The sequence below is a fragment of the Thermobifida alba genome (assembly GCF_023208015.1).
In the GTDB taxonomy this organism is placed as follows: Bacteria; Actinomycetota; Actinomycetes; order Streptosporangiales; family Streptosporangiaceae; genus Thermobifida; species Thermobifida alba.
This window is the reverse complement of record NZ_CP051627.1, coordinates 3,844,648-3,864,059: the sequence shown is the minus strand read 5'-3', so window position 1 is coordinate 3,864,059 and position 19,412 is coordinate 3,844,648. Positions and strand designations below refer to the sequence as shown.

Genomic DNA, 19,412 nt, shown 5'->3' with positions numbered 1-19,412 from the left:
GGGCGGGTAATACCTTTCCCTCGCGCGTGCGGGTGCGTTTCACGTGAAACGTGGCACTACTCTGCGTCGTCGACGTCGACCTCGTCGCCGCCGTTCTCCGAGTCCTCGTCCATACCCTCGGCGTTGCGCGCGATGGCGACCACGTGACTGCCCTTGGAGAGGTTCATCAGCCGGACCCCCATCGTGGCCCGCTGCGACTGCTTGATCTCCGCGCACTTGGTGCGGATCACGCCGCCGTTGGAGGTGATCGCGAGGATCTCGTCCTCACCCGGGTCGACCATCAGCGCACCGACGAGCCTGCCGCGGGTCTCCACGATCTTGGCCGTGAGCACCCCCTTGCCGCCGCGCTTCTGGAGCGGGTACTGGTCGGCCGGGGTGCGCTTGGCGTAACCGCCGTCGGTGGCCACGAGCACGTCCGTGGCGCCCTCGCCCTCCCTGATGACGTCCATGCTGAGCAGGTAGTCGCCGTCCGAGAAACGCATGCCGATCACACCGCTGGTGGCCCGTCCCATCGGACGCAGCGACTCGTCCGAGGCGGAGAACCGGATGGCCTGGGCGTTGCTGCTGATCAGCAGCAGGTCATCGGTCGGGAAGACCAGTCGGGCGGCGATCAGTTCGTCGTCCTCCCGCAGGTTGATGGCGATGATGCCGGAGGAGCGCGCGGAGTCGAAGTCCTCCAGCCTGGTCTTCTTCACCAGGCCGGACCTGGTGGCCAGGACCAGGTACGGCGCGTCCCCGTAGTCCCGCAGCGCCAGCACCTGGGCGATCTCCTCGTCGGGGAGGAACGGCACCAGGTTGGCCACGTGCTGTCCCCGGGAGTCCCGGGCGAGCTCGGGCAGCTCGTACGCCTTGGTGCGGTACACCCGGCCCTTGTTCGTGAAGAAGAGGATCCAGTGGTGCGTGGTCGTCACGAAGAAGTGCTGGACGATGTCGTCCTGCTTGAGCTGGGCGCCGCGCACGCCCTTGCCGCCGCGCTTCTGGGCGCGGTAGCTGTCGAGGCGGGTGCGCTTGGCGTACCCGCCGCGGGTGATGGTGACGACAACGTCCTCTTCGGCGATGAAGTCCTCCATACGCATGTCGCCCTCGTAGGGGACGATCTCCGTACGGCGGTCGTCGCCATACTTCTCGACGATCTCGGCGAGCTCGTCGCGCACGATGCCGCGCTGCCGCTCAGGCGAGGCGAGGATCCCGTTGTAGTCGGCGATCTGCGCCATCAGCTCGTCGTACTCGCTGGTGAGCTGCTGCCGCTCCAACGCCGCGAGCTTGCGGAGCTGCATGTCCAGGATGGCCCGCGCCTGGAGGTCGTCGATGGCCAGCAGCTCCATGAGGCCGTTCTTCGCCGCGTCGGCCGAGGCGCTGCCCCGGATCAGCGTGATGACCTCGTCGATCCGGTCGATCGCCTTGAGCAGCGCACGCAGGATGTGGGCGCGCTCCTCGGCCTTGCGCAGCAGGTAGCGGGTGCGCCGGACGATGACCTCGATCTGGTGGGCCACCCAGTGGCGGATGAGCTGGTCGAGTCGGAGCGTACGGGGCACCCCGTCGACCAGGGCCAGCATGTTCGCGCCGAACGTCTCCTGCAACTGGGTGTGCTTGTACAGGTTGTTCAGCACGACCTTGGCGACCGCGTCGCGTTTGAGGACGATCACCAGCCGCTGTCCGGTGCGGCCACTGCTCTCGTCCTTGACGTCGGCGACCCCGCTGATCTTGCCGTCCTTGACGAGTTCGGCGATCTTCAGGGCGAGGTTGTCGGGGTTGACCTGGTAGGGGAGCTCGGTGACCACCAGGCACTGGCGGCCGCGCTTGTCCTCCTCCACCTCGACCACGGCGCGCATGGTGATCGAACCGCGCCCGGTGCGGTAGGCCTCCTCAAGGCCGCGCCGGCCGACGATACGCCCGCTGGTGGGGAAGTCGGGTCCCTTGATCCGTTCGATGAGGGCGTCGAGCAGTTCCTCGTCGGAGGCCTCGGGGTTCTCCAGGTACCAGTTGACGCCGTCGGCCACCTCGCGCAGGTTGTGCGGGGGAATGTTGGTGGCCATGCCGACCGCGATTCCGGCCGACCCGTTGACCAGGAGGTTGGGGAAGCGCGCGGGCAGGACCACCGGTTCCTGGGAACGGCCGTCGTAGTTGGGGCGGAAGTCGACGGTCTCCTTGTCGATGTCGCGCAGCATCTCCATGGCCAGCGGCGCGAGCTTGCACTCGGTGTAGCGCATGGCCGCCGCCGGGTCGTTGCCCGGCGACCCGAAGTTGCCGTTGCCGTCGACCAGCGGCATCCGCATCGCCCAGGGCTGCGCCAACCGCACCAGGGTGTCGTAGATGGCGGAGTCACCGTGCGGGTGGTAGTTGCCCATGACGTCGCCGACGACGCGGGCGCACTTGAAGTAGCCGCGGTCGGGACGGTATCCGCCGTCGTACATGGCGTAGAGCACCCGCTGGTGGACGGGTTTCAGGCCGTCACGCACGTCGGGCAGGGCGCGGCCGATGATGACCGACATGGCGTAGTCGAGATAGCTGCGCTGCATCTCGACCTGGAGGTCGACCGGTTCGACCCGGCCGGTGGGGTTCTCGGGGGCCTCGGGAGTCGTGTTCGCATCCGTCACTGGATGTCGATCCTTTTCTGATGGGTCGTTCGCTGCCGGGGAACGTCAGGCTCGGGCTAGATGTCCAGGAAGCGGACGTCCCGGGCGTTGCGCTGAATGAAGGAGCGCCTCGACTCGACGTCCTCTCCCATGAGCACGCTGAACATCTCGTCCGCCTGGGCTGCGTCGTCGAGCGTCACCTGCAGCAGCACCCGGCGCTGGGGGTCCATGGTGGTCTCCCACAGTTCCCCGGGGTTCATCTCGCCCAGGCCCTTGAACCGCTGGACGAGGTCGCGGGGCCGGGGATCCTTCTTGCCCGCGGCGATGCCCGCGGCGATCTTCTCGTCGCGCTCGCGGTCGGAGTAGGCGTAGTCGACGTCGGTGCCCCGGGAGTCCCACTTGATCTTGTAGAGCGGAGGCTGCGCGAGGTAGACGTATCCGGCTTCGATGAGCGGTTTCATGAAGCGGAACAGCAGGGTGAGCAGCAGCGTGCGGATGTGCTGGCCGTCGACGTCGGCGTCGGCCATCAGGATGATCTTGTGGTAACGCAGCTTCTCGATGTCGAAGTCGTCGTGCACGCCGGTGCCCAGCGCCGTGATGATCGCCTGGACCTCGTTGTTCTTGAGGATCCGGTCGATGCGGGCCTTCTCGACGTTGAGGATCTTGCCGCGGATGGGGAGGATGGCCTGGTAGTGGGGGTCGCGTCCGCCCTTGGCGGAGCCGCCCGCGGAGTCTCCCTCGACGATGTAGACCTCGCAGCGCTCCGGATCGGTGGACTGGCAGTCCGCCAGTTTGCCGGGCAGCGAGGTGGACTCCAGCAGTGTCTTGCGCCGGGTGAGTTCCCGGGCCTGGCGGGCGGCGATCCGGGCGCGTGCGGCCTGGCTCGCCTTGGTGACGATGTCCTTGGCCTCGCCCGGGTTGCGGTCAAACCAGTCCCGCAGGTGCTCGTGGCACACCTTCTGGATGAACGACTTGGCCTCGGTGTTGCCGAGCTTGGTCTTGGTCTGGCCCTCGAACTGGGGATCGGTGAGCTTGACCGAGACGATCGCGGTGAGCCCCTCGCGGACGTCGTCGCCGGTGAGGTTGTCGTCCTTGTCGCGCAGCAGTTTCTGGTCGCGCGCGTAGCGGTTGACGATCGAGGTGAGCGCCGCGCGGAAGCCCTCCTCGTGGGTGCCGCCCTCGGCCGTGTTGATGGTGTTGGCGAAGGTGTGCACCGAGGAGGTGTACGACTGGTTCCACTGCATCGCGATCTCGGCCGCGATGCCGTCGCCGGAGTCCTCGAACGCGATGATGGTGGAGTGTGCGGGTTCCTTGGTCGCGTTGATGTGGCGGACGAAGTCCGCCAGGCCGCCCTCGTAGTGGTAGGTCTGCGTGACGGGGGAGTCGCCGACGAACTCGGGCCGCTCGTCGCGGATGGTGATGGACAGCCCCTTGTTGAGGAAGGCCATCTCCTGGAGCCGCCGCGACAGGGTCTCGAAGTTGTAGGTGGTGGTCTCGAAGATCGAGTCGTCGGCCCAGAAGGTGATCTGGGTACCGGTCTCGTCGGTGGGCTCGCCCTTGATGAGATCGGTCACCGGATGGGTCATCTCGTAGCGCTGCGTCCACACGTATCCGTCTTTGCGGATCTCCACCTCAAGCCGGGTGGACAGGGCGTTGACGACGGAGACGCCGACCCCGTGCAGACCGCCGGAGACCGCGTAGGACTTGCTGTCGAACTTGCCGCCCGCGTGCAGGGTGGTCAGGACGATCTCCACCGCGGGCCGCTTCTCCACCGGGTGGGGGTCGACCGGGATTCCGCGTCCGTTGTCGGCCACCCGAACCCCGCCGTCGGCCAGCAGTGTGACCTCGATGGCGGTGGCGTGTCCGGCGAGCGCCTCGTCCACGGAGTTGTCCACAACCTCGTAGACAAGGTGGTGCAGTCCGCGCTCGCCCGTGGAGCCGATGTACATGCCGGGGCGTTTGCGTACCGCTTCGAGGCCTTCCAGAACCGTGATTGATCGCGCGTCGTAGGCCAAGTTGGAAACACCCTCCTGCCGGGGACGCCGACCAGCCGCAAGACAATCGGCGGACACACGGCGACCCAGGCGAAACGCGCTGCCACGCCCCCGCCAAGACGCTGCTGCGACCCCGATTCCCGGTACCCCGCTCTTAGTGCGGTCTCTGCCGGTGGAGGCGTCCAAAGAACTGTCTCCATGATACCGCGCACGCGACCTGAAAGTCGCATCTACGGCCCTGTGATGGCCCCCAACGAACGAACGGAGCGGGAGCCGAGTCCCTACACGCACCCCACCCCGGTGTGAACGCCGCGATCGAATCAGTGCTGTCCGCACCTCCGCCGCCGACGGGTCGCCGCGCGACGGCTCCGTGACCTCGGATCAACGCACCCGCCACTGGCCTCGCTGCCCGCGTCGCCCCCCTCCCGGACCGCTGACCCTGATGGACCGCACGGTTCCGTGACCGAGCTCCTCGTTGAGCCGTCGCACCAGTTGGGGGGCCATCGCACGCATCTGGGTGGCCCAGGCGGGGGAGTCGACCGCGACCACCAGCTCCCCCTCGGCGTAGGTCTGGGGGCGGACGTGCTCGGCCAGGCGTTCACCGACGATCTGGGGCCAGCGGCCGAAGACGCCGCCGACGGCCACCTGTTCCTGCCAGCCGTGCTCGATCAGCCAGGCGCGCACGGCGTCGCCGAACGTCTGCGGCTCGCTGCGTCGGCGCGCCGGAGCCCGCCGGGGCCGGCGGGACTGCCCCTGGGGAGCGGCGCCGCGTTCCCTGGCTTCGGCGCGTGCCCTGGCCAACGCCTGGCGTGCCAGTTCCACGCCGCTGAGGCCGTCGGAACCCGCTCCTCCGTCCACAGGCTGTGGAGAGTCGGCTCGCCGCTCCGGCCGGTGCTCACCGTTCACGTTCCACCCTCCCGTCTCCGACCCGGAACCGCGCTCCCGACAGTTCTCCCGGAACGTCGCTGGGCACCGCGGCGCTCACCAGGACCTGTTCGGCGGTGCGGACGTGCTCGGCCAGGCGGCGCCGGCGTTCGGCGTCGAGTTCGGCGAAGACGTCGTCGAGGATGAGCACGGGATCGTCGCCGTCGGCGCGCAGCAGTTCGAATCCGGCGAGCCGCAGCGCCAACGCGTAGGACCACGACTCGCCCTGACTGGCGTAGCCCTTGGCGGGCAGGTCGTTCAGGTGCAACTGGAGGTCGTCGCGGTGCGGCCCCACCAGGCTGACGCCGCGCCGCAGCTCGTGGGGACGGGCCTCGGCCAGCGCGGCGCGCAGGATATCCACAAGCTGTGGACGGTCGGCGACCGAGAGGCCCCCCTCGGTCGCCGAGCAGCGGTAGTGCAGGCTGGGCGGCCCTCCCGAGGAGGTGAGTTCGCCGTAGGCCTTGGCGACCAGGGGCTGCAGTTCGGCCACCAGCATCAGCCGCGCCGCCAGCAGTTCGGCCCCGGTCTGCGCCAGGTGCTCGTCCCACACGTCCAGGGTGGACAGGTCGGGTTCGCTCCGCTGGAAGTACCGGGCCGAGGCCGACTTGAGCAACGCGTTGCGCTGCTTGAGCACGCGCTCGTAGTCGGAGCGCACTCCCGCGTACCGGGGGGCCCGTGCGGTCAGCAGGTCGTCCAGGAAACGGCGGCGTTCCCCCGGATCGCCCTTCACCAGGGCCAGGTCCTCGGGGGCGAACAGCACGGTCCGCAGGATGCCCAGCACGTCCCTGGGGCGGGTGCCCGCGGAGCGGTTCAACCGGGCACGGTTGGCCCGTCCCGGGTTGATCTCCAGTTCGATGAGGGTGCGCTGGTCGTGCCGGACGACGGCCGTCCGGATGATCGCCCGCTGTGCCCCCCGGCGGACCAGGGGGGCGTCGTGGGCGACGCGGTGGCTGCTGTGCGTGGCGACGTAGCCGACCGCCTCGACCAGGTTCGTCTTGCCCTGCCCGTTGGGTCCGACGAAGGTGCTGATCCCCGGCTCCAACTCCAGGTCCACGGTCTCGTAGGACCGGTAGTCGGCCAGTTGAAGGTGGGAGACGTACATCTGGCTGCTCCTACAGAAGCGGACCGGGTCCGCGCGGCCGTGTGCGCGAACCCGGGAGGTGCGGGGCGACCATGTCGTCCACAGGCTGTGGACCGCGGGACCTACTCGGCGGCCTTGGTCACCGCGTGTCCTCCGAACTGGTTGCGCAGCGCCGCGATGACCTTCATCGCGGGGCTGTCCTCCTGTCGGGAGGCGAACCGGGCGTACAGCGCGGCGGTGATGACCGGGGCGGGGACCGCGTGGTCCACAGCGGCCTGAACGGTCCAGCGCCCCTCGCCGGAGTCCTCGGCGTAGCCGCGCAGCCGGTCCAGTCCGGGGTCCTCCTCCAGGGCGCGGACCAGCAGGTCCAGCAGCCAGGAGCGCACCACGGTCCCCTCCCGCCAGCTGGCCAGGGTGCCGGGGACGTCCTCCACGATCCCGGAGGCGGCCATGAGCTCGTAGCCCTCGGCGAACGCCTGCATCATGCCGTACTCGATGCCGTTGTGGACCATCTTGACGAAGTGCCCGGCGCCGACCGCCCCGGCGTGCACGAAACCGCCGCCGCCGTCGGGGGTGAGTGCGTCGAAGAGGGGCTTGGCCCGCGCCACGTTCTCGGGGCTGCCGCCGACCATGATGCCGTAGCCGTTCTCCCGCCCCCAGACACCGCCGCTGACACCCGCGTCGAGGTACTCGATCCCGCGCCGGGAGAGCTCCTCGGCGTGCCTGCGGTCGTCCTGGTAGTGGGAGTTGCCGCCCTCGATGACGAGGTCGCCCTCCTCCAGCAGCGCGCCGAGCTCCCGGATGCTGCTCCGGGTGGGCTCGCCGGCGGGGACCATCAGCCAGACGATCCGCGGGGCCGACAGCCGCTCGACGAGTTCGGCGACGGACCCCACATCGCGCACGTCGGGGTTGAAGTCGAAACCGACGACGTCATGGCCCTTGTCGCGCAGCCGCGCGGCCATGTTGCCGCCCATCTTTCCGAGGCCGATCATGCCGAGTTGCATGCTCGCGTTTCCTTACTCGTACCCAGGTTGTGGATCGGTGGGGTGGCCGGCGCGGTCTCGGTCAGTTGGACAGCCGCACGGGCATGATCAGGTACCGGTAGTCCGACACGGTGCCGTCGTCGGCGGCCTTGCCGGTGATGACGGCCGGTTTGGTGGAGGTGGTGAACTGCAGGCGGGCCACGTCCGACTCGATCGCGTTCAGCCCGTCGAGCAGGAAGGTGGAGTTGAAGGCGATCTGGATGTCGTCGCCCTCCAGGTTCGCCTCCAGTTCCTCGACGGCCTGGGCCTCCTCGCCGGTTCCCGCCTCAAGCACCAGCCGGCCGCTGTTGAAGGCCAGCCGCAGGGGGGTGTTGCGCTCGGCGACCAGCGAGACGCGCTTGACGGCCTCGATGAACTCCGCCTTCTGCACCTCGGCCACGGAGTTGAAGGACTCCGGGAGCAGCTTGCGGTACTTGGGGAACTCCCCGTCGAGCAGCCGGGTCGTGGTACGCCGTCCCCCGCCCTCGAAGCCGATCATGCCCTCTCCACCGTTGTCCGCGGTGGACAGCGCGATGGACACCTGGGCTCCGCCGGTCAGCGACTTGGCGGTGTCGGCGAGGGTCTTGGCCGGGACGAGCGCGACCGCGGACACGTCGGGGTCCTCGGGGGTCCAGGTGAGCTCCCGGACGGCCAGGCGGTAGCGGTCGGTGGAGGCCAGGGTCACGGTGGAGCCCTCGATCTCCACACGCACGCCGGTGAGCATCGGCAGGGTGTCGTCGCGTCCGGCGGCGACCGCCACCTGGCTGACCGCGGCGGCGAAGGCGTCGCTGAGCACCGATCCGGTCAGCGCGGGCATGGCGGGAAGCGTCGGGTAGTCCTCCACGGGGAGGGTGAGGATCGTGAACCTCGCGCTGCCGCAGGAGACGACGACCTTGGCCCCGTCCGTGCTGACCTCCACAGTCTGTGGAGGGAGGTTGCGCACGATCTCGGCGAGCAGTTTGCCCGACACGAGGATCCGGCCCGGCTCGTCGATGTCGACGTCGACCGATACCTGGGCGGAGACCTCGTAGTCGAAGCTGGACAGCTTGAGCCGCTGCCGTTCGCCCTCGTCCTCGGCGTCCAGCAGCATCCCCGCGAGGACGGGCACCGACGGGCGGACCGGCAGAGTGCGAGCGGTCCAGGCGACAGCCTCCGCGAGCACGTCGCGTTCGACCCGGAACTTCACGATCGGTCTCTCTTTCCTCGACTACCACGAAACCGCCGACCGACGCCCTGGGCGCACGTGTCGGCGCTCCCGGGGCCGACGGACGGGAGCGTCCGCGTCGGGTTGTCGGTCAGAGCATCAGGGGTGAGTTCACCACGGTACCCCGATTCGGGCGCGAGTGTACGCCTGTCGGATGTCGAGTCGGAGCCGACTCTCCTGCGAAGACAGGGGTGGGGGAGGAGGCCGCGCGGAGCGGAGCGTTATCCACAGAAATGGGCCGAGCCCGTTTACTGAGCCACGAGATCTCTCTCTGTGGCGCAGTAGTAATAGGGGCTGTGGATACTGTGGACAACCCTTGTTTCCGCAGCTCACTGCAGAGATTTCTGTCCACAGAGCATGTGGACGATGCGTGTGGAAAACTCGGCGTCCTGTGGACGGGGAACGGTTGTCCCCAGGTCATCCACAAGTCGTCCACAGGTTATCCACGGCTTTACCCACAGATCCACTCATGGGATGACTGGATGTCAAGGTGGGTTATACACAGCGTATCCACAGGCTGTCCACAGGAAAACGTGACTTGTCCCCAGGGTTATCCACGGCTTATCCACAACTTGGGATGTGCTAGACGCCCGCCGGGAACAGCGGACCGGAGCGGGGTCCGGGAGCACGGGCCGCGACGAGGTGAGTGGATTCACAGTGGTGGCCGCGGCCTTGGTCCGCCCGTGACGCTTCCGTGGGGGACCGTCCCGGGGCGCGGACCAGGACGCGCCCCGGGGAGCAGCGGGGTCAGATGTTGTGGGACTGCTGCTTGATGCGGTTGGTGAGTTCGGTGACCTGGTTGTAGATCGAACGGCGCTCCGCCATCAGGGAGCGGATCTTGCGGTCGGCGTGCATCACCGTGGTGTGGTCCCGGCCGAACTGCTGACCGATCTTGGGCAGCGACAGGTCGGTGAGCTCCCGGCACAGGTACATCGCGATCTGCCGCGCGGTGACCAGGACCCGCGAGCGGGAGGTGCCGCACAGGTCCTCGGGGGTCAGACCGAAGTACGAGGCGGTCTGCGCCATGATCTCCGCTGCAGTGATCTCGGGGACCTCGTCGCTGGGGATCAGGTCCCGCAGCACGATGCCGGTCAGGTGCAGGTCGACCGACTGCCGGTTCAGGCTGGCGAACGCGGTGACCCTGATCAGGGCGCCCTCCAGCTCCCGGATGTTGGTGGAGATCTTGCTGGCGATGAACTCCAGGACCTCCGGAGGCGCGGCCAGCCCCTCCTGGGCCGCCTTCTTGCGCAGGATCGCGATCCGCGTCTCCAGCTCGGGCGGCTGGACGTCGGTGATCAGCCCCCACTCGAACCGGTTGCGCAGCCGGTCCTCCAGGGTGACGAGCTGCTTGGGGGGCCGGTCCGAGGAGATGACGATCTGCTTGTTGGAGTTGTGCAGGGTGTTGAAGGTGTGGAAGAACTCCTCCTGCGTCTGCTCCTTGTTCTCCAGGAACTGGATGTCGTCGACCAGCAGCACGTCGATGTCCCGGTAGCGGCGGCGGAACCCGTCGGCCTTGCCGTCCCGGATGGAGTTGATGAACTCGTTGGTGAACTCCTCGGAACTGACGTAGCGGACCCGCGCGCCGTCGTAGAGCCGCTGGGTGTAGTGGCCGATCGCGTGCAGCAGGTGGGTCTTGCCCAGTCCGGAGCCGCCGTAGACGAACAGGGGGTTGTACGCCTTCGCCGGCGCCTCGGCCACCGCGACCGCAGCGGCGTGCGCGAAGCGGTTGCTGGAGCCGATGACGAAGGTGTCGAAGGTGTACTTGGGGTTCAGCTGCCCGGGGCCGCCCGGTTTGCTGGCCGAGGACCCGTCCCCCGGGTCGGGGGCGCCCGGCGGAGGGGCCACGGGAGGCTGGTCCGGGACGGGGACGCCGTGCTCCGCCCCGGCGTCCTGCGGACGGTTTCCGGGGTCCGGGTGGCGGACGTTCTCCCAGGGGCGCGGGGTCTCCCAGCGGTTGGGGGGATCCCAGTGGGCGGAGTGGTCCCAGCTCCGGTAGCGGGGGTCGGGCTCGGCCTCGGGGACCGGCGGGGGCGGGGTGGGGCGGCCGTGGTCGGCCGGGGAGTCGTGCCACCCCGAGGCGAGCAGGTCCTGGCCGTGGGGAGGGGTGGGCTGGCGTCCGGGGAGCGAGCCCTGGGGGCCGGTCTGGTCGAACTGGGGAGAGTGCGGCGGGTCGGGCAGCAGCGGAGGCTGCTGCGGCCAGGAGGGACGGCGGGCCGCGTCGTCGCGGGGGCGGCTGTCCCAGCCGGGAGGCGGCAGCTGCTCGGGACCGGGGGGCTGACTCTCCGGGGAGCCGGTGCCCGGTGTCGGATCGGCGGGCGCGGACGGCGGCACCGCGGTGGGGTCCACGGTGACAGCGACCCGGATCTCCCGGCCCAGCTCGGCCGAGAGCGCCTGACTGATGGCCGGCCGCAGCCGGGTCTCCAGGATTTCCTTGGCGAACTCGTTGGGGGCGGCGAGCAGTGCGGTGTCCTCGATGAGTCCCAGCGGCCTGGTCTGCGGCAGCCAGGCCCGTTGCTGGGGGGGAAGGCTGTTGTTGTCGAGGTTCTCCAGCACGCTCGACCACACCATCGCGAGGTTGATCTGTCCCTCAGACACGGCGGCCTTCCATGCTTCGCCCCTTCCAGCGGTGTCCTACCGGCCGAGTCCCCGTCTCCCAGCGGATGACACGGGTGACACGGCAACCCATTGTGTCGGCAAACACGACGGCTCCCCTCGGTCCAGGGCTCCGGGAAGCGACGTGATCAAAACGTGATGATGAACGGCGTTCTGTGGGTAACTCAACGTCTTCTGTGGAACCTGCTGTGTATGACGATCCGCCCTCCCCGCTCCGGGTGGCCCCCGCAGGGGAACGACAGTCCACAGGATCTCCGTGTTGTCCACAAGTTATCCACTGCGTTATCCACAGCCTTCCGCGGTGTTGTCCACAGCCTGTGGTTATCCACATTTCCCAGCTGAGACCTTGTGCGCAACCTCGGTGATCATGGCTTTTCCGGGGGGTCGGAGGGGGCGGAGCGGTCCTCGTGCGGGGTCGAGGTTATCCACAGCTTAGGTCCCGGTGTGGGGAACTCGCAGCCTGTGGACAGAGGTTTTCCACAGACCGTCTGGTTCGTGGATAACTCCGCCCGGACGGCTTCGGGGGGCGCGTGGACGATTTGACCTGCACAGGCTCAGCCCGTATCTTCTTTGTGCTTACGTCGGTATCCGTCTGTGCGCTGGTGCCAAGAGACCGGACACCAGTCCGTGACTCGCACCACACGGTTCACGGCGGAGCGGCCTGAGCGGGCGATGTTCCAGCTGAGCGTCCCCGCGACAGCAGCAGGAACACACGGACCGCCGGCACGGTCGGCTGGTTCGTCGTCGTTGTACTTCCGGAACGCCCCTGGAGTTAAGCAGTGAGCAAGCGTACGTACCAGCCGAACAATCGGCGTCGCGCCAAGACCCACGGTTTCCGGCTGCGCATGCGTACCCGTGCCGGTCGCGCGATCATCGCTGCGCGTCGGCGCAAGGGGCGCGGAGCGCTGACCGTCAGCCACTAGGCGTCAGCAGTCAAACGTTCAACGGACCGGTCTGCCCGCTTCGGCAACCGGTCCGCTTGTTGTGTCCGGGGGTGTTCTGAACCGATGCTGTCCCCACGCAACCGAATGCGGCGCAGTGCCGACTTCGATCTCACCATGCGCAAGGGACGTCGGGCCGGTCGGAACGCTCTCACCGTCATCCTGTTCGTTCCACGGGAAGCCCGGGACGAGTCAGGCGACGCCGCACCTCCCCGGGTCGGATTCATCGTCAGCAAGGCGGTGGGGGGAGCGGTCGTCCGCAAACGCGTCCAACGGCGGCTACGTCACCTGATGCGGGATCGGCTCGACTCCCTGGCCGCGGGTAGCCTGCTAGTGGTACGGGCCAAACCCGGATCCGCGCTTCTCGGATACGACGAGCTGGCAGCCCAGCTGGACAGTGCGCTGAGCGCGGTGACACGCCCCCGCGGACGGTCGGCACGCCGTACCCGCGCACCGCGCGAGGCCGCGCCCGCGAACGTCCCGGCAGCTGGAGAACGGCCGACCCCATGACACGCGACAGACCCACCTTCCTGGCCCGGGTGCTGATCCTGCCGATCCGCGGCTACCAACGTCTGATCAGCCCGCTCCTTCCCCCCGTCTGTCGCTTCTATCCCTCGTGCAGCAGCTACGCGGTCGAGGCGCTTCGGGTACACGGGGCCGGGCGCGGACTGTGGTTGACCATCCGCAGACTTGGCAGATGCCATCCGTTCCACCCCGGGGGGCTTGATCCGGTCCCGCCACGCAGGGGCGAGAGCGGCACAGAGATCGATGACGCGAGGCTCGGGAGCGAGGGGGAGACCCCGCCCGGAGCGTCGGGTCTGTGAAGTCAGCGAACCAAGGGAGATAGCCGGTGCTGGACTGGCTCTACAACATCGTCGGCCAGGTGCTGGTCTGGATCCATTCCGGTCTCAGCATCTTCCTCGACCCGGACAGCGGATGGGCCTGGGGACTGTCCATCGTCCTCCTCACCGTCCTCGTGCGTGTCCTGATGATTCCGCTGTTCGTGAAGCAGATGCACACGCAGCGGAAGATGCAGGACCTGCAGCCCAAGCTCCTCAAGGTGCGTGAGCGCTACAAGAACGACAAGCAGCGCCTGCAGCAGGAGCAGATGAAGATCTACCAGGAGAGCGGAACCAACCCGCTCATGGGCTGCCTGCCGCTGCTGCTGCAGATGCCGGTCTTCTTCGCCCTGTTCAACGTGCTCCGCGAGGTCGCCGAGGGCGAGGCCAAGTACGGATTCACCCAGGAGCTGGCCGACAGCGCACAGAGCGCCCTGATCTTCGGCGCGCCGGTCGCCGCGCACTTCACCTCCTCGGCTGATGAGCTGGCCGCTTTCGGCGCCGACCCGATCATGGCCAAGGTGATCATCGCGATCGCCTGCGTGATCATGGGGACCACGACCTTCCTGACCATGCGGCAGAGCATGAACCGCACGCTCAAGCAGCCGGGCATGGAAGACAACCCGATGATGCAGTCGCAGAAGATCATGATGTACATCGCGCCTGGATTCGGGTTGTTCGGCCTGGCCATGCCGGTCGGTGTCCTGATCTACTGGGTCACCTCCAACATCTGGACCATGGGGCAGCAGCACTTCCTCTACCGCAAGTTCCCCGCCCCCGGCAGTGCGGGAGAGAAGAGCAAGGCCGAACCGTCCGCCACCGGCAAGGGTCTCTTCGCGAAGCACGGCCAGCAGCAGCCGACTGGGAAGCCGGAAGAGCCTAAGATCGAACGTAAGCAGCCGAAGAGGCAGCCGAGGTCCAAGAGGACCGGCGGTAAGTAGGTCCGGCGGATTCCCGAGAGATCCTTGTACTCACCGCCCGCTGCGTGGACGCGTAGGCGAGAGCCCTTGGCACGCGTCCACGCAGCGGACCGCGTACAGGGCCGCGACATAAGGAGAAAGCTTGTCGTGAGCGACAGCAACACCGGAGGCGGGGCGAACTCCAGCACAGCTGTGGCGGTGGCCGAAGAGCCGGAGGAGACCGCCACCATCGATATCGAGGCGCTCGAACGGGAAGGCGACATCGCAGCCGACTACATCGAGGGCCTGCTCGACATCGCCGACTTCGACGGTGACATCGACATGGATGTCGAAGGCGACCGTGCCCTGGTCTCCGTTGTGGGGGCGACACTCAAAGAACTGATCGGAGAGCGGGGCGAGGTGCTGGAGGCGCTCCAGGAACTGACCCGCCTCGCCGTGCACCGCACCACCGGCACCCGCAGCCGGCTCATGCTCGACATCGGCGGCTACCGTGAGTCCCGGCGTAAAGTTCTTCGGAAGCTGGGGACCGAGGTGGCCAACGAGGTCAAGCGGACCGGCAGGGCCAAGGAACTCAACCCCATGACTCCTTTCGAACGGAAGGTCGTGCACGACGCCGTGGCGGCGGCCGGCCTGCACAGCGAGTCCGAGGGGGAGGAGCCCAGCCGTTACGTGGTGGTCTACCCGGTCGACTGAACCACAGCACTTCCCGATCGAGTGCCGCATGTTTCACGTGAAACATGCGGCACTCGATCTTTCCGGATCCCTTCGACCGGTCGGGCGGGCGGCGGACGGAAAACCTCCGGCGCCGCGGCTTCGCGGGACTGCCCCCGAAAGAGGGGAGGGAACCCGCATAAGATCGTGAGAGGTGGGCGTCTCTCGGTCGGTCGATTCGTGGACCTTCTGTCGCTGACTCCGCTCATAGCTGCTGACCCCGCTGAAGAGGCCAAGGTGGTGACTGATGACCGGGCATGTCGTCCTGTCCGATGCGGCTCGGGAGTTGTTCGGTGAGACATTGCCGGTGGCGCAGCGGTACGCCGAACTGCTCGCGGACGCGGGGGTGACACGCGGACTGATCGGTCCGCGCGAGGTCCCCCGCCTGTGGGAGCGCCACCTGATGAACTGCGCTGTGGTCGAGGAACTGATCCCCAGGGGAGCAGACGTCATCGACATCGGTTCGGGGGCCGGGCTCCCCGGAGTGGTGCTGGGAATCCTGCGGCCGGACCTGTCGGTGACACTGCTGGAACCGCTGCTCCGGAGGACGGTGTTCCTGCAGGAGTGCGTGGAACTCCTCGACCTGGACAACGTCACGGTCCACCGGGGACGCGCCGAAGAGGTGCGCAAGAAGTTGAGAGCGGATTTCGTCACAGCGCGGGCGGTCGCTCCGCTGCCGAAGCTCATCGGCTGGGCCCTGCCGCTGCTCCGCAACCGAGGGAGTCTGCTCGCGCTGAAGGGGGAGCGGGCCGAGGCCGAGTTGGAGGCCGCTCGCCAAGAATTGTCCAAACAGCGTCCTAACACCGCAGACGTTGTCCGAGTGGGGAGCGGTAAAGTCAATCCAGCTACCACGGTCGTTCGCGTCACGGTCACGACTGATCTTGAGGCCGGAACCAAGGCGGCCCCGTCCAAGTCCCAACGCACGCCTGGCGGTAGGAAGAAGCGCGGACGGAAGAGGTGAACTCATTCGTGCCCCACAATCACTCCGACGGCGCCCATGTTCCACGTGAAACCTTCCACTACTACGAGGGGCAGGGATCCGTCCCGGCAGAGATCGAGATGTCCGGTGCGCATGTTTCACGTGAAACCGCGCTTGACAGAAACCCCTCCCAAGCGGTCGGCGAGGACCTTGTCGCTGACTTCGACACACCGATAGCCCGCGCAGCCCGCGCCGCGATGAGCGCGCGCGGACGTACGGGGGAGACGTGGCCGCGTCCCGAGCGGTGCCGCATCATGAGTGTGGCCAACCAGAAGGGCGGCGTCGGCAAGACGACCACCACGGTCAACCTCGCGGTGGCACTCGCGATGCACGGCAACCGGGTGCTGGTGGTCGATCTGGACCCGCAGGGGAACGCGTCCACAGCCCTGGGCATGGAACGCGCGGTTGATTCCCGCTCGATCTACCATTGCCTGGTGGAGGACGAGGAGCTCCGGGAGCTGGCGCGGCCGGTGCCGGACGTGCCGAACCTGTGGTGTGTGCCGGCCACGATCGACCTGGCGGGAGCAGAGATCGAACTGGTCTCCCTGGTGGCCAGGGAGTCGCGACTGAAGCGGGCTTTCAGCGCCTACGATGCCAAAGACCTCGACTACATCCTGATCGACTGCCCGCCCTCCCTGGGGCTGCTGACGGTCAACGCCATGGTCGCCTGTGAAGAGGTGCTGATTCCCATCCAGTGCGAGTACTACGCGCTCGAAGGTGTGGGGCAGCTGCTGCGCAACATCGAACTGGTGAAGTCGCACCTCAATCCGGAGCTCTTCATCTCCACGGTTCTCCTCACGATGTACGACGGTCGGACGCGGCTGGCGTCACAGGTGGCGGAAGAGGTCCGGGGGCACTTCGGGGACCTGGTGCTGAAGACGATGATCCCCCGGAGCGTCCGTGTGTCCGAAGCGCCCAGTTACGGTCAGTCGGTCATGACCTACGACCCGGGGTCGACGGGAGCCATGGCCTACCTGGACGCCGCTCGTGAACTGGCCTTCCGGACGCAGAGCCACAGGGAGAACCGGTGAGGCGAACCGCTATGGGAGCTGAAGGGAGACGGCGTTGAGCCAACAGCGGCGCGGTCTTGGCAAAGGACTGGGAGCGCTCATCCCGCAGGGGCCGTCGGTGGCCCCCGGGACCACCCGGGGCACTGTGCTGGGAGCTCAGCCACCCTCCGCCCCCCAGACCGTCGACGGGGCCTACCTGGAGAAGATTCCGGTCGATGCGGTGCTCCCCAATCCCCGGCAGCCGCGGCAGCACTTCGACGAGGATGCACTCGCCGAGCTGACCGCGTCGATCACCGAGGTGGGGCTGCTCCAGCCCGTTGTCGTCCGCAGGGTGAACCGCAGCGTGAGCGGTGCCGCCAGGTACGAACTGATCATGGGAGAGCGGCGGTGGCGGGCGAGCCAGCGCGCCGGCCTCAAGGAGATTCCGGCGATCGTCCGCGAGACCTCCGACGACGAGATGCTGCGGGACGCACTGCTGGAGAACCTGCACCGGCAGGAACTCAACCCGCTGGAGGAGGCCGCCGCCTACCAGCAACTGCTGGACGACTTCGGGGTGACCCACGAAGAGTTGGCCAAGCGGATCGGCCGTTCCCGGCCGCACATCAGCAACACGATCCGGTTGCTCAACCTGTCGCCCGCGGTGCAGCGCAAGGTCGCCGCCAGAGTGATCACTGCGGGCCACGCCAGGGCGCTGCTCGCGGTGGAGGATCCCGAACTCCAGGAGCGCCTCGCGCACCGCATCGTCGCGGAGGGGCTCTCCGTGCGCGCACTGGAAGAGATCATCGCGTTCGGCGACCTGGAAACCCCCGTGAAGCGCCAGAAGCCGGCGCGCAAGGAGAACGCTCCGGAACTCGAAGAGGTGGCCAACCGGCTCTCCGACGTCTTCGACACCCGGGTGAAGGTCGACATGGGGCGGAACAAGGGGAAGATCGTCGTGGAGTTCGCCACCAAGGAGGACCTGGAACGCATTCTCGCCACGATGGCTCCGGGACTGGTCACCGAGAACTGACCCGTCCCGCCCCGAAGAGGAACGGGCCGCGAGACACGGTCGTGGACGGCTGCCGAAGCAACCACGCACGTTTCCGTGTTTCGCGGCCCGAACTCATTCAGGGTTTCACGTGAAACACCGCCCCGCCGACCGTCCGCGGGCGGCTCGGGAGGTCACAGGAACTCTTCGAGTTCCTTCTCCAGGACGCGCTTGGGCTTGGCGCCGACGAGCTGCTTCACGACCTCGCCGTTCTTGTAGAGGTTGAGGGTGGGCAGGCCCATCACTCCGTACCGGCGCACCGTGTCCGGGTTCTGGTCGGCGTTCAGCTTGACGATGGTCAGTTTGCCTTCCTGCTCCGCGGCGATCTGCTCCAGGACCGGAGCGATCATCTTGCAGGGGCCGCACCAGTCGGCCCAGAAGTCGACCAGGACAGGAAGGTCGCTTTTGAGGACGACCTCGTCGAAGTTGGCGTCGGTGACGTCCTGAATGGCGGCCATTCAGTTGCTCCTCTTCTTCGGCGGAGGGACAGGACAACGGTCAGACAGGAAAAGAAAGAACGACCCGCGCTCAGTCTGCCAGTTCGGCCAGGTAGCGCTCGGCGTCCAGGGCGGCGGCGCATCCGGTTCCCGCTGCGGTGACGGCCTGACGGTAGGTGTGGTCGACCACGTCACCGCAGGCGAACACGCCGGGGAGGTTGGTCCGGGTGCTGGGCGAGTCGACCTTCAGGTAGCCCTCCTCGTCGAGGTCGAGCTGACCCTTGAAGAGTTCCACGCGGGGGTCGTGGCCGATCGCGATGAACAGTCCGCTGACATCGAGGGTGCTCTCCTCACCGGTCACCCGGTTCCGCAGTCGGACCGCGTTGACCCTGGTGTCGCCGAGGACCTCGGTAACCTCACTGTTCCACACGAACGAGATCTTCTCGTTGGCGAACGCACGCTCCTGCAGGATCTTGCTGGCACGCAGTTGGTCACGGCGGTGGATGACCGTCACGGAACGGGCGAACCGGGTGAGGAAGATCGCTTCCTCCATAGCGGTGTCGCCACCGCCGACAACGGCGATGTCCTGCTCCCGGAAGAAGAAGCCGTCGCAGGTGGCACACCAGGAGGTGCCCCGTCCGGAGAACTCCTCCTCGCCGGGAACGCCGAGCTTGCGGTATCCGGAACCGGTGGCGATGATCACCGTGCGCGCGTGGAAGGTCTGGTCGCCGGCCTTGACCACCTTCGGGGTGGCGGTGAGGTCGACTTCTGTGACGTCCTCGGGGAGGAGTTCGGCACCGAACCGCTCGGCCTGCTTGCGCATGTTGTCCATCAGTTCGGGACCCATGATCCCGTCGGGGAAGCCGGGGAAGTTCTCCACCTCGGTGGTGTTCATCAACGCGCCGCCCGCTGTGATGGAGCCCTCGAAGACGAGAGGCTTCAGTTCCGCGCGGGCCGCGTACACGGCTGCGGTGTAACCAGCAGGCCCGGAGCCAATGATGATGACGTTACGGACGTTACTCACAGCGGTCAGACCCCTTGCACACTCGTGCTGTCGTTGGGACAGGAAAACCGTTCACTTCAACCGATGGTAGGCGTCGGTGATTCCCGGGAGCACGGTGAGAGGGAAGGCCG

General features: G+C 67.5%; 17 protein-coding genes. 8 read left to right on the top strand and 9 right to left on the bottom strand.

Features of this window, described 5'->3' with window-relative positions:
• Positions 1-56 precede the first annotated feature (56 nt).
• From gyrA to dnaA, 7 genes are all read right to left on the bottom strand, one after another.
• On the bottom strand, positions 57-2,597 hold the full coding sequence (gene gyrA / locus FOF52_RS17170; protein WP_282573618.1) for a DNA gyrase subunit A: 2,541 nt from the start codon (positions 2,595-2,597) through the stop codon (positions 57-59).
• A 56-nt stretch (positions 2,598-2,653) separates the two neighbouring features.
• Positions 2,654-4,591, bottom strand: a complete 1,938-nt coding sequence (gene gyrB / locus FOF52_RS17165) for a DNA topoisomerase (ATP-hydrolyzing) subunit B (RefSeq protein WP_282573615.1) — start codon at positions 4,589-4,591, stop codon at positions 2,654-2,656.
• 360 nt (positions 4,592-4,951) lie between these two features.
• Positions 4,952-5,428 carry a DciA family protein gene (locus tag FOF52_RS17160; RefSeq protein WP_248590947.1) on the bottom strand — a complete coding sequence of 159 codons (477 nt, stop codon included), beginning with the start codon at positions 5,426-5,428 and terminating at the stop codon, positions 4,952-4,954.
• Between the two features lie 37 nt (positions 5,429-5,465).
• Positions 5,466-6,596: a DNA replication/repair protein RecF gene (gene recF / locus FOF52_RS17155; RefSeq protein ID WP_248590946.1), complete on the bottom strand. Its 1,131-nt coding sequence runs from the start codon at positions 6,594-6,596 to the stop codon at positions 5,466-5,468.
• 101 nt (positions 6,597-6,697) lie between these two features.
• Entirely contained in the window at positions 6,698-7,579 is an 882-nt protein-coding gene (gene gnd / locus FOF52_RS17150) for a phosphogluconate dehydrogenase (NAD(+)-dependent, decarboxylating) (protein ID WP_248590945.1), read from the bottom strand.
• 61 nt (positions 7,580-7,640) lie between these two features.
• Positions 7,641-8,783 carry a DNA polymerase III subunit beta gene (gene dnaN / locus FOF52_RS17145; protein WP_248590944.1) on the bottom strand — a complete coding sequence of 381 codons (1,143 nt, stop codon included), beginning with the start codon at positions 8,781-8,783 and terminating at the stop codon, positions 7,641-7,643.
• A 765-nt stretch (positions 8,784-9,548) separates the two neighbouring features.
• Positions 9,549-11,396 (bottom strand): chromosomal replication initiator protein DnaA, encoded by a 1,848-nt coding sequence (gene dnaA / locus FOF52_RS17140; protein WP_282573610.1) that lies wholly within the window; start codon positions 11,394-11,396, stop codon positions 9,549-9,551.
• Between the two features lie 797 nt (positions 11,397-12,193).
• On the opposite strand from dnaA, the gene rpmH reads away from it, so the two are divergent.
• From rpmH to FOF52_RS17100, 8 genes are all read left to right on the top strand, one after another.
• Positions 12,194-12,337 carry a 50S ribosomal protein L34 gene (gene rpmH / locus FOF52_RS17135; RefSeq protein ID WP_248590943.1) on the top strand — a complete coding sequence of 48 codons (144 nt, stop codon included), beginning with the start codon at positions 12,194-12,196 and terminating at the stop codon, positions 12,335-12,337.
• Positions 12,338-12,421: 84 nt separating this feature from the next.
• Positions 12,422-12,865, top strand: a complete 444-nt coding sequence (gene rnpA, locus FOF52_RS17130; protein WP_248590942.1) for a ribonuclease P protein component — start codon at positions 12,422-12,424, stop codon at positions 12,863-12,865.
• A complete protein-coding gene (yidD, locus tag FOF52_RS17125) occupies positions 12,862-13,179 on the top strand; it encodes a membrane protein insertion efficiency factor YidD (protein WP_248590941.1) in 318 nt (105 codons plus the stop codon). The genes rnpA and yidD overlap by 4 nt, the downstream gene beginning before the upstream one ends.
• 26 nt (positions 13,180-13,205) lie before the next feature.
• Positions 13,206-14,135 (top strand): membrane protein insertase YidC, encoded by a 930-nt coding sequence (yidC, locus tag FOF52_RS17120; protein WP_248590940.1) that lies wholly within the window; start codon positions 13,206-13,208, stop codon positions 14,133-14,135.
• A gap of 177 nt (positions 14,136-14,312) precedes the next feature.
• Positions 14,313-14,807: a Jag family protein gene (locus tag FOF52_RS17115; protein ID WP_248593907.1), complete on the top strand. Its 495-nt coding sequence runs from the start codon at positions 14,313-14,315 to the stop codon at positions 14,805-14,807.
• Positions 14,808-15,072: 265 nt separating this feature from the next.
• Positions 15,073-15,786: a 16S rRNA (guanine(527)-N(7))-methyltransferase RsmG gene (gene rsmG, locus FOF52_RS17110; RefSeq protein ID WP_248590939.1), complete on the top strand. Its 714-nt coding sequence runs from the start codon at positions 15,073-15,075 to the stop codon at positions 15,784-15,786.
• 215 nt (positions 15,787-16,001) lie between these two features.
• Entirely contained in the window at positions 16,002-16,835 is an 834-nt protein-coding gene (locus FOF52_RS17105) for a ParA family protein (RefSeq protein ID WP_248590938.1), read from the top strand.
• A 34-nt stretch (positions 16,836-16,869) separates the two neighbouring features.
• Positions 16,870-17,823 carry a ParB/RepB/Spo0J family partition protein gene (locus FOF52_RS17100; protein WP_248590937.1) on the top strand — a complete coding sequence of 318 codons (954 nt, stop codon included), beginning with the start codon at positions 16,870-16,872 and terminating at the stop codon, positions 17,821-17,823.
• A 152-nt stretch (positions 17,824-17,975) separates the two neighbouring features.
• On the opposite strand, the gene trxA is transcribed toward FOF52_RS17100, so the two are convergent.
• Both trxA and trxB read right to left on the bottom strand, forming a co-directional pair.
• Positions 17,976-18,299 carry a thioredoxin gene (gene trxA, locus FOF52_RS17095; protein WP_248590936.1) on the bottom strand — a complete coding sequence of 108 codons (324 nt, stop codon included), beginning with the start codon at positions 18,297-18,299 and terminating at the stop codon, positions 17,976-17,978.
• Between the two features lie 70 nt (positions 18,300-18,369).
• Complete coding sequence (trxB, locus tag FOF52_RS17090; protein WP_248590935.1) at positions 18,370-19,302, bottom strand: thioredoxin-disulfide reductase; 933 nt, start codon at positions 19,300-19,302, stop codon at positions 18,370-18,372.
• Positions 19,303-19,412 lie beyond the last annotated feature (110 nt).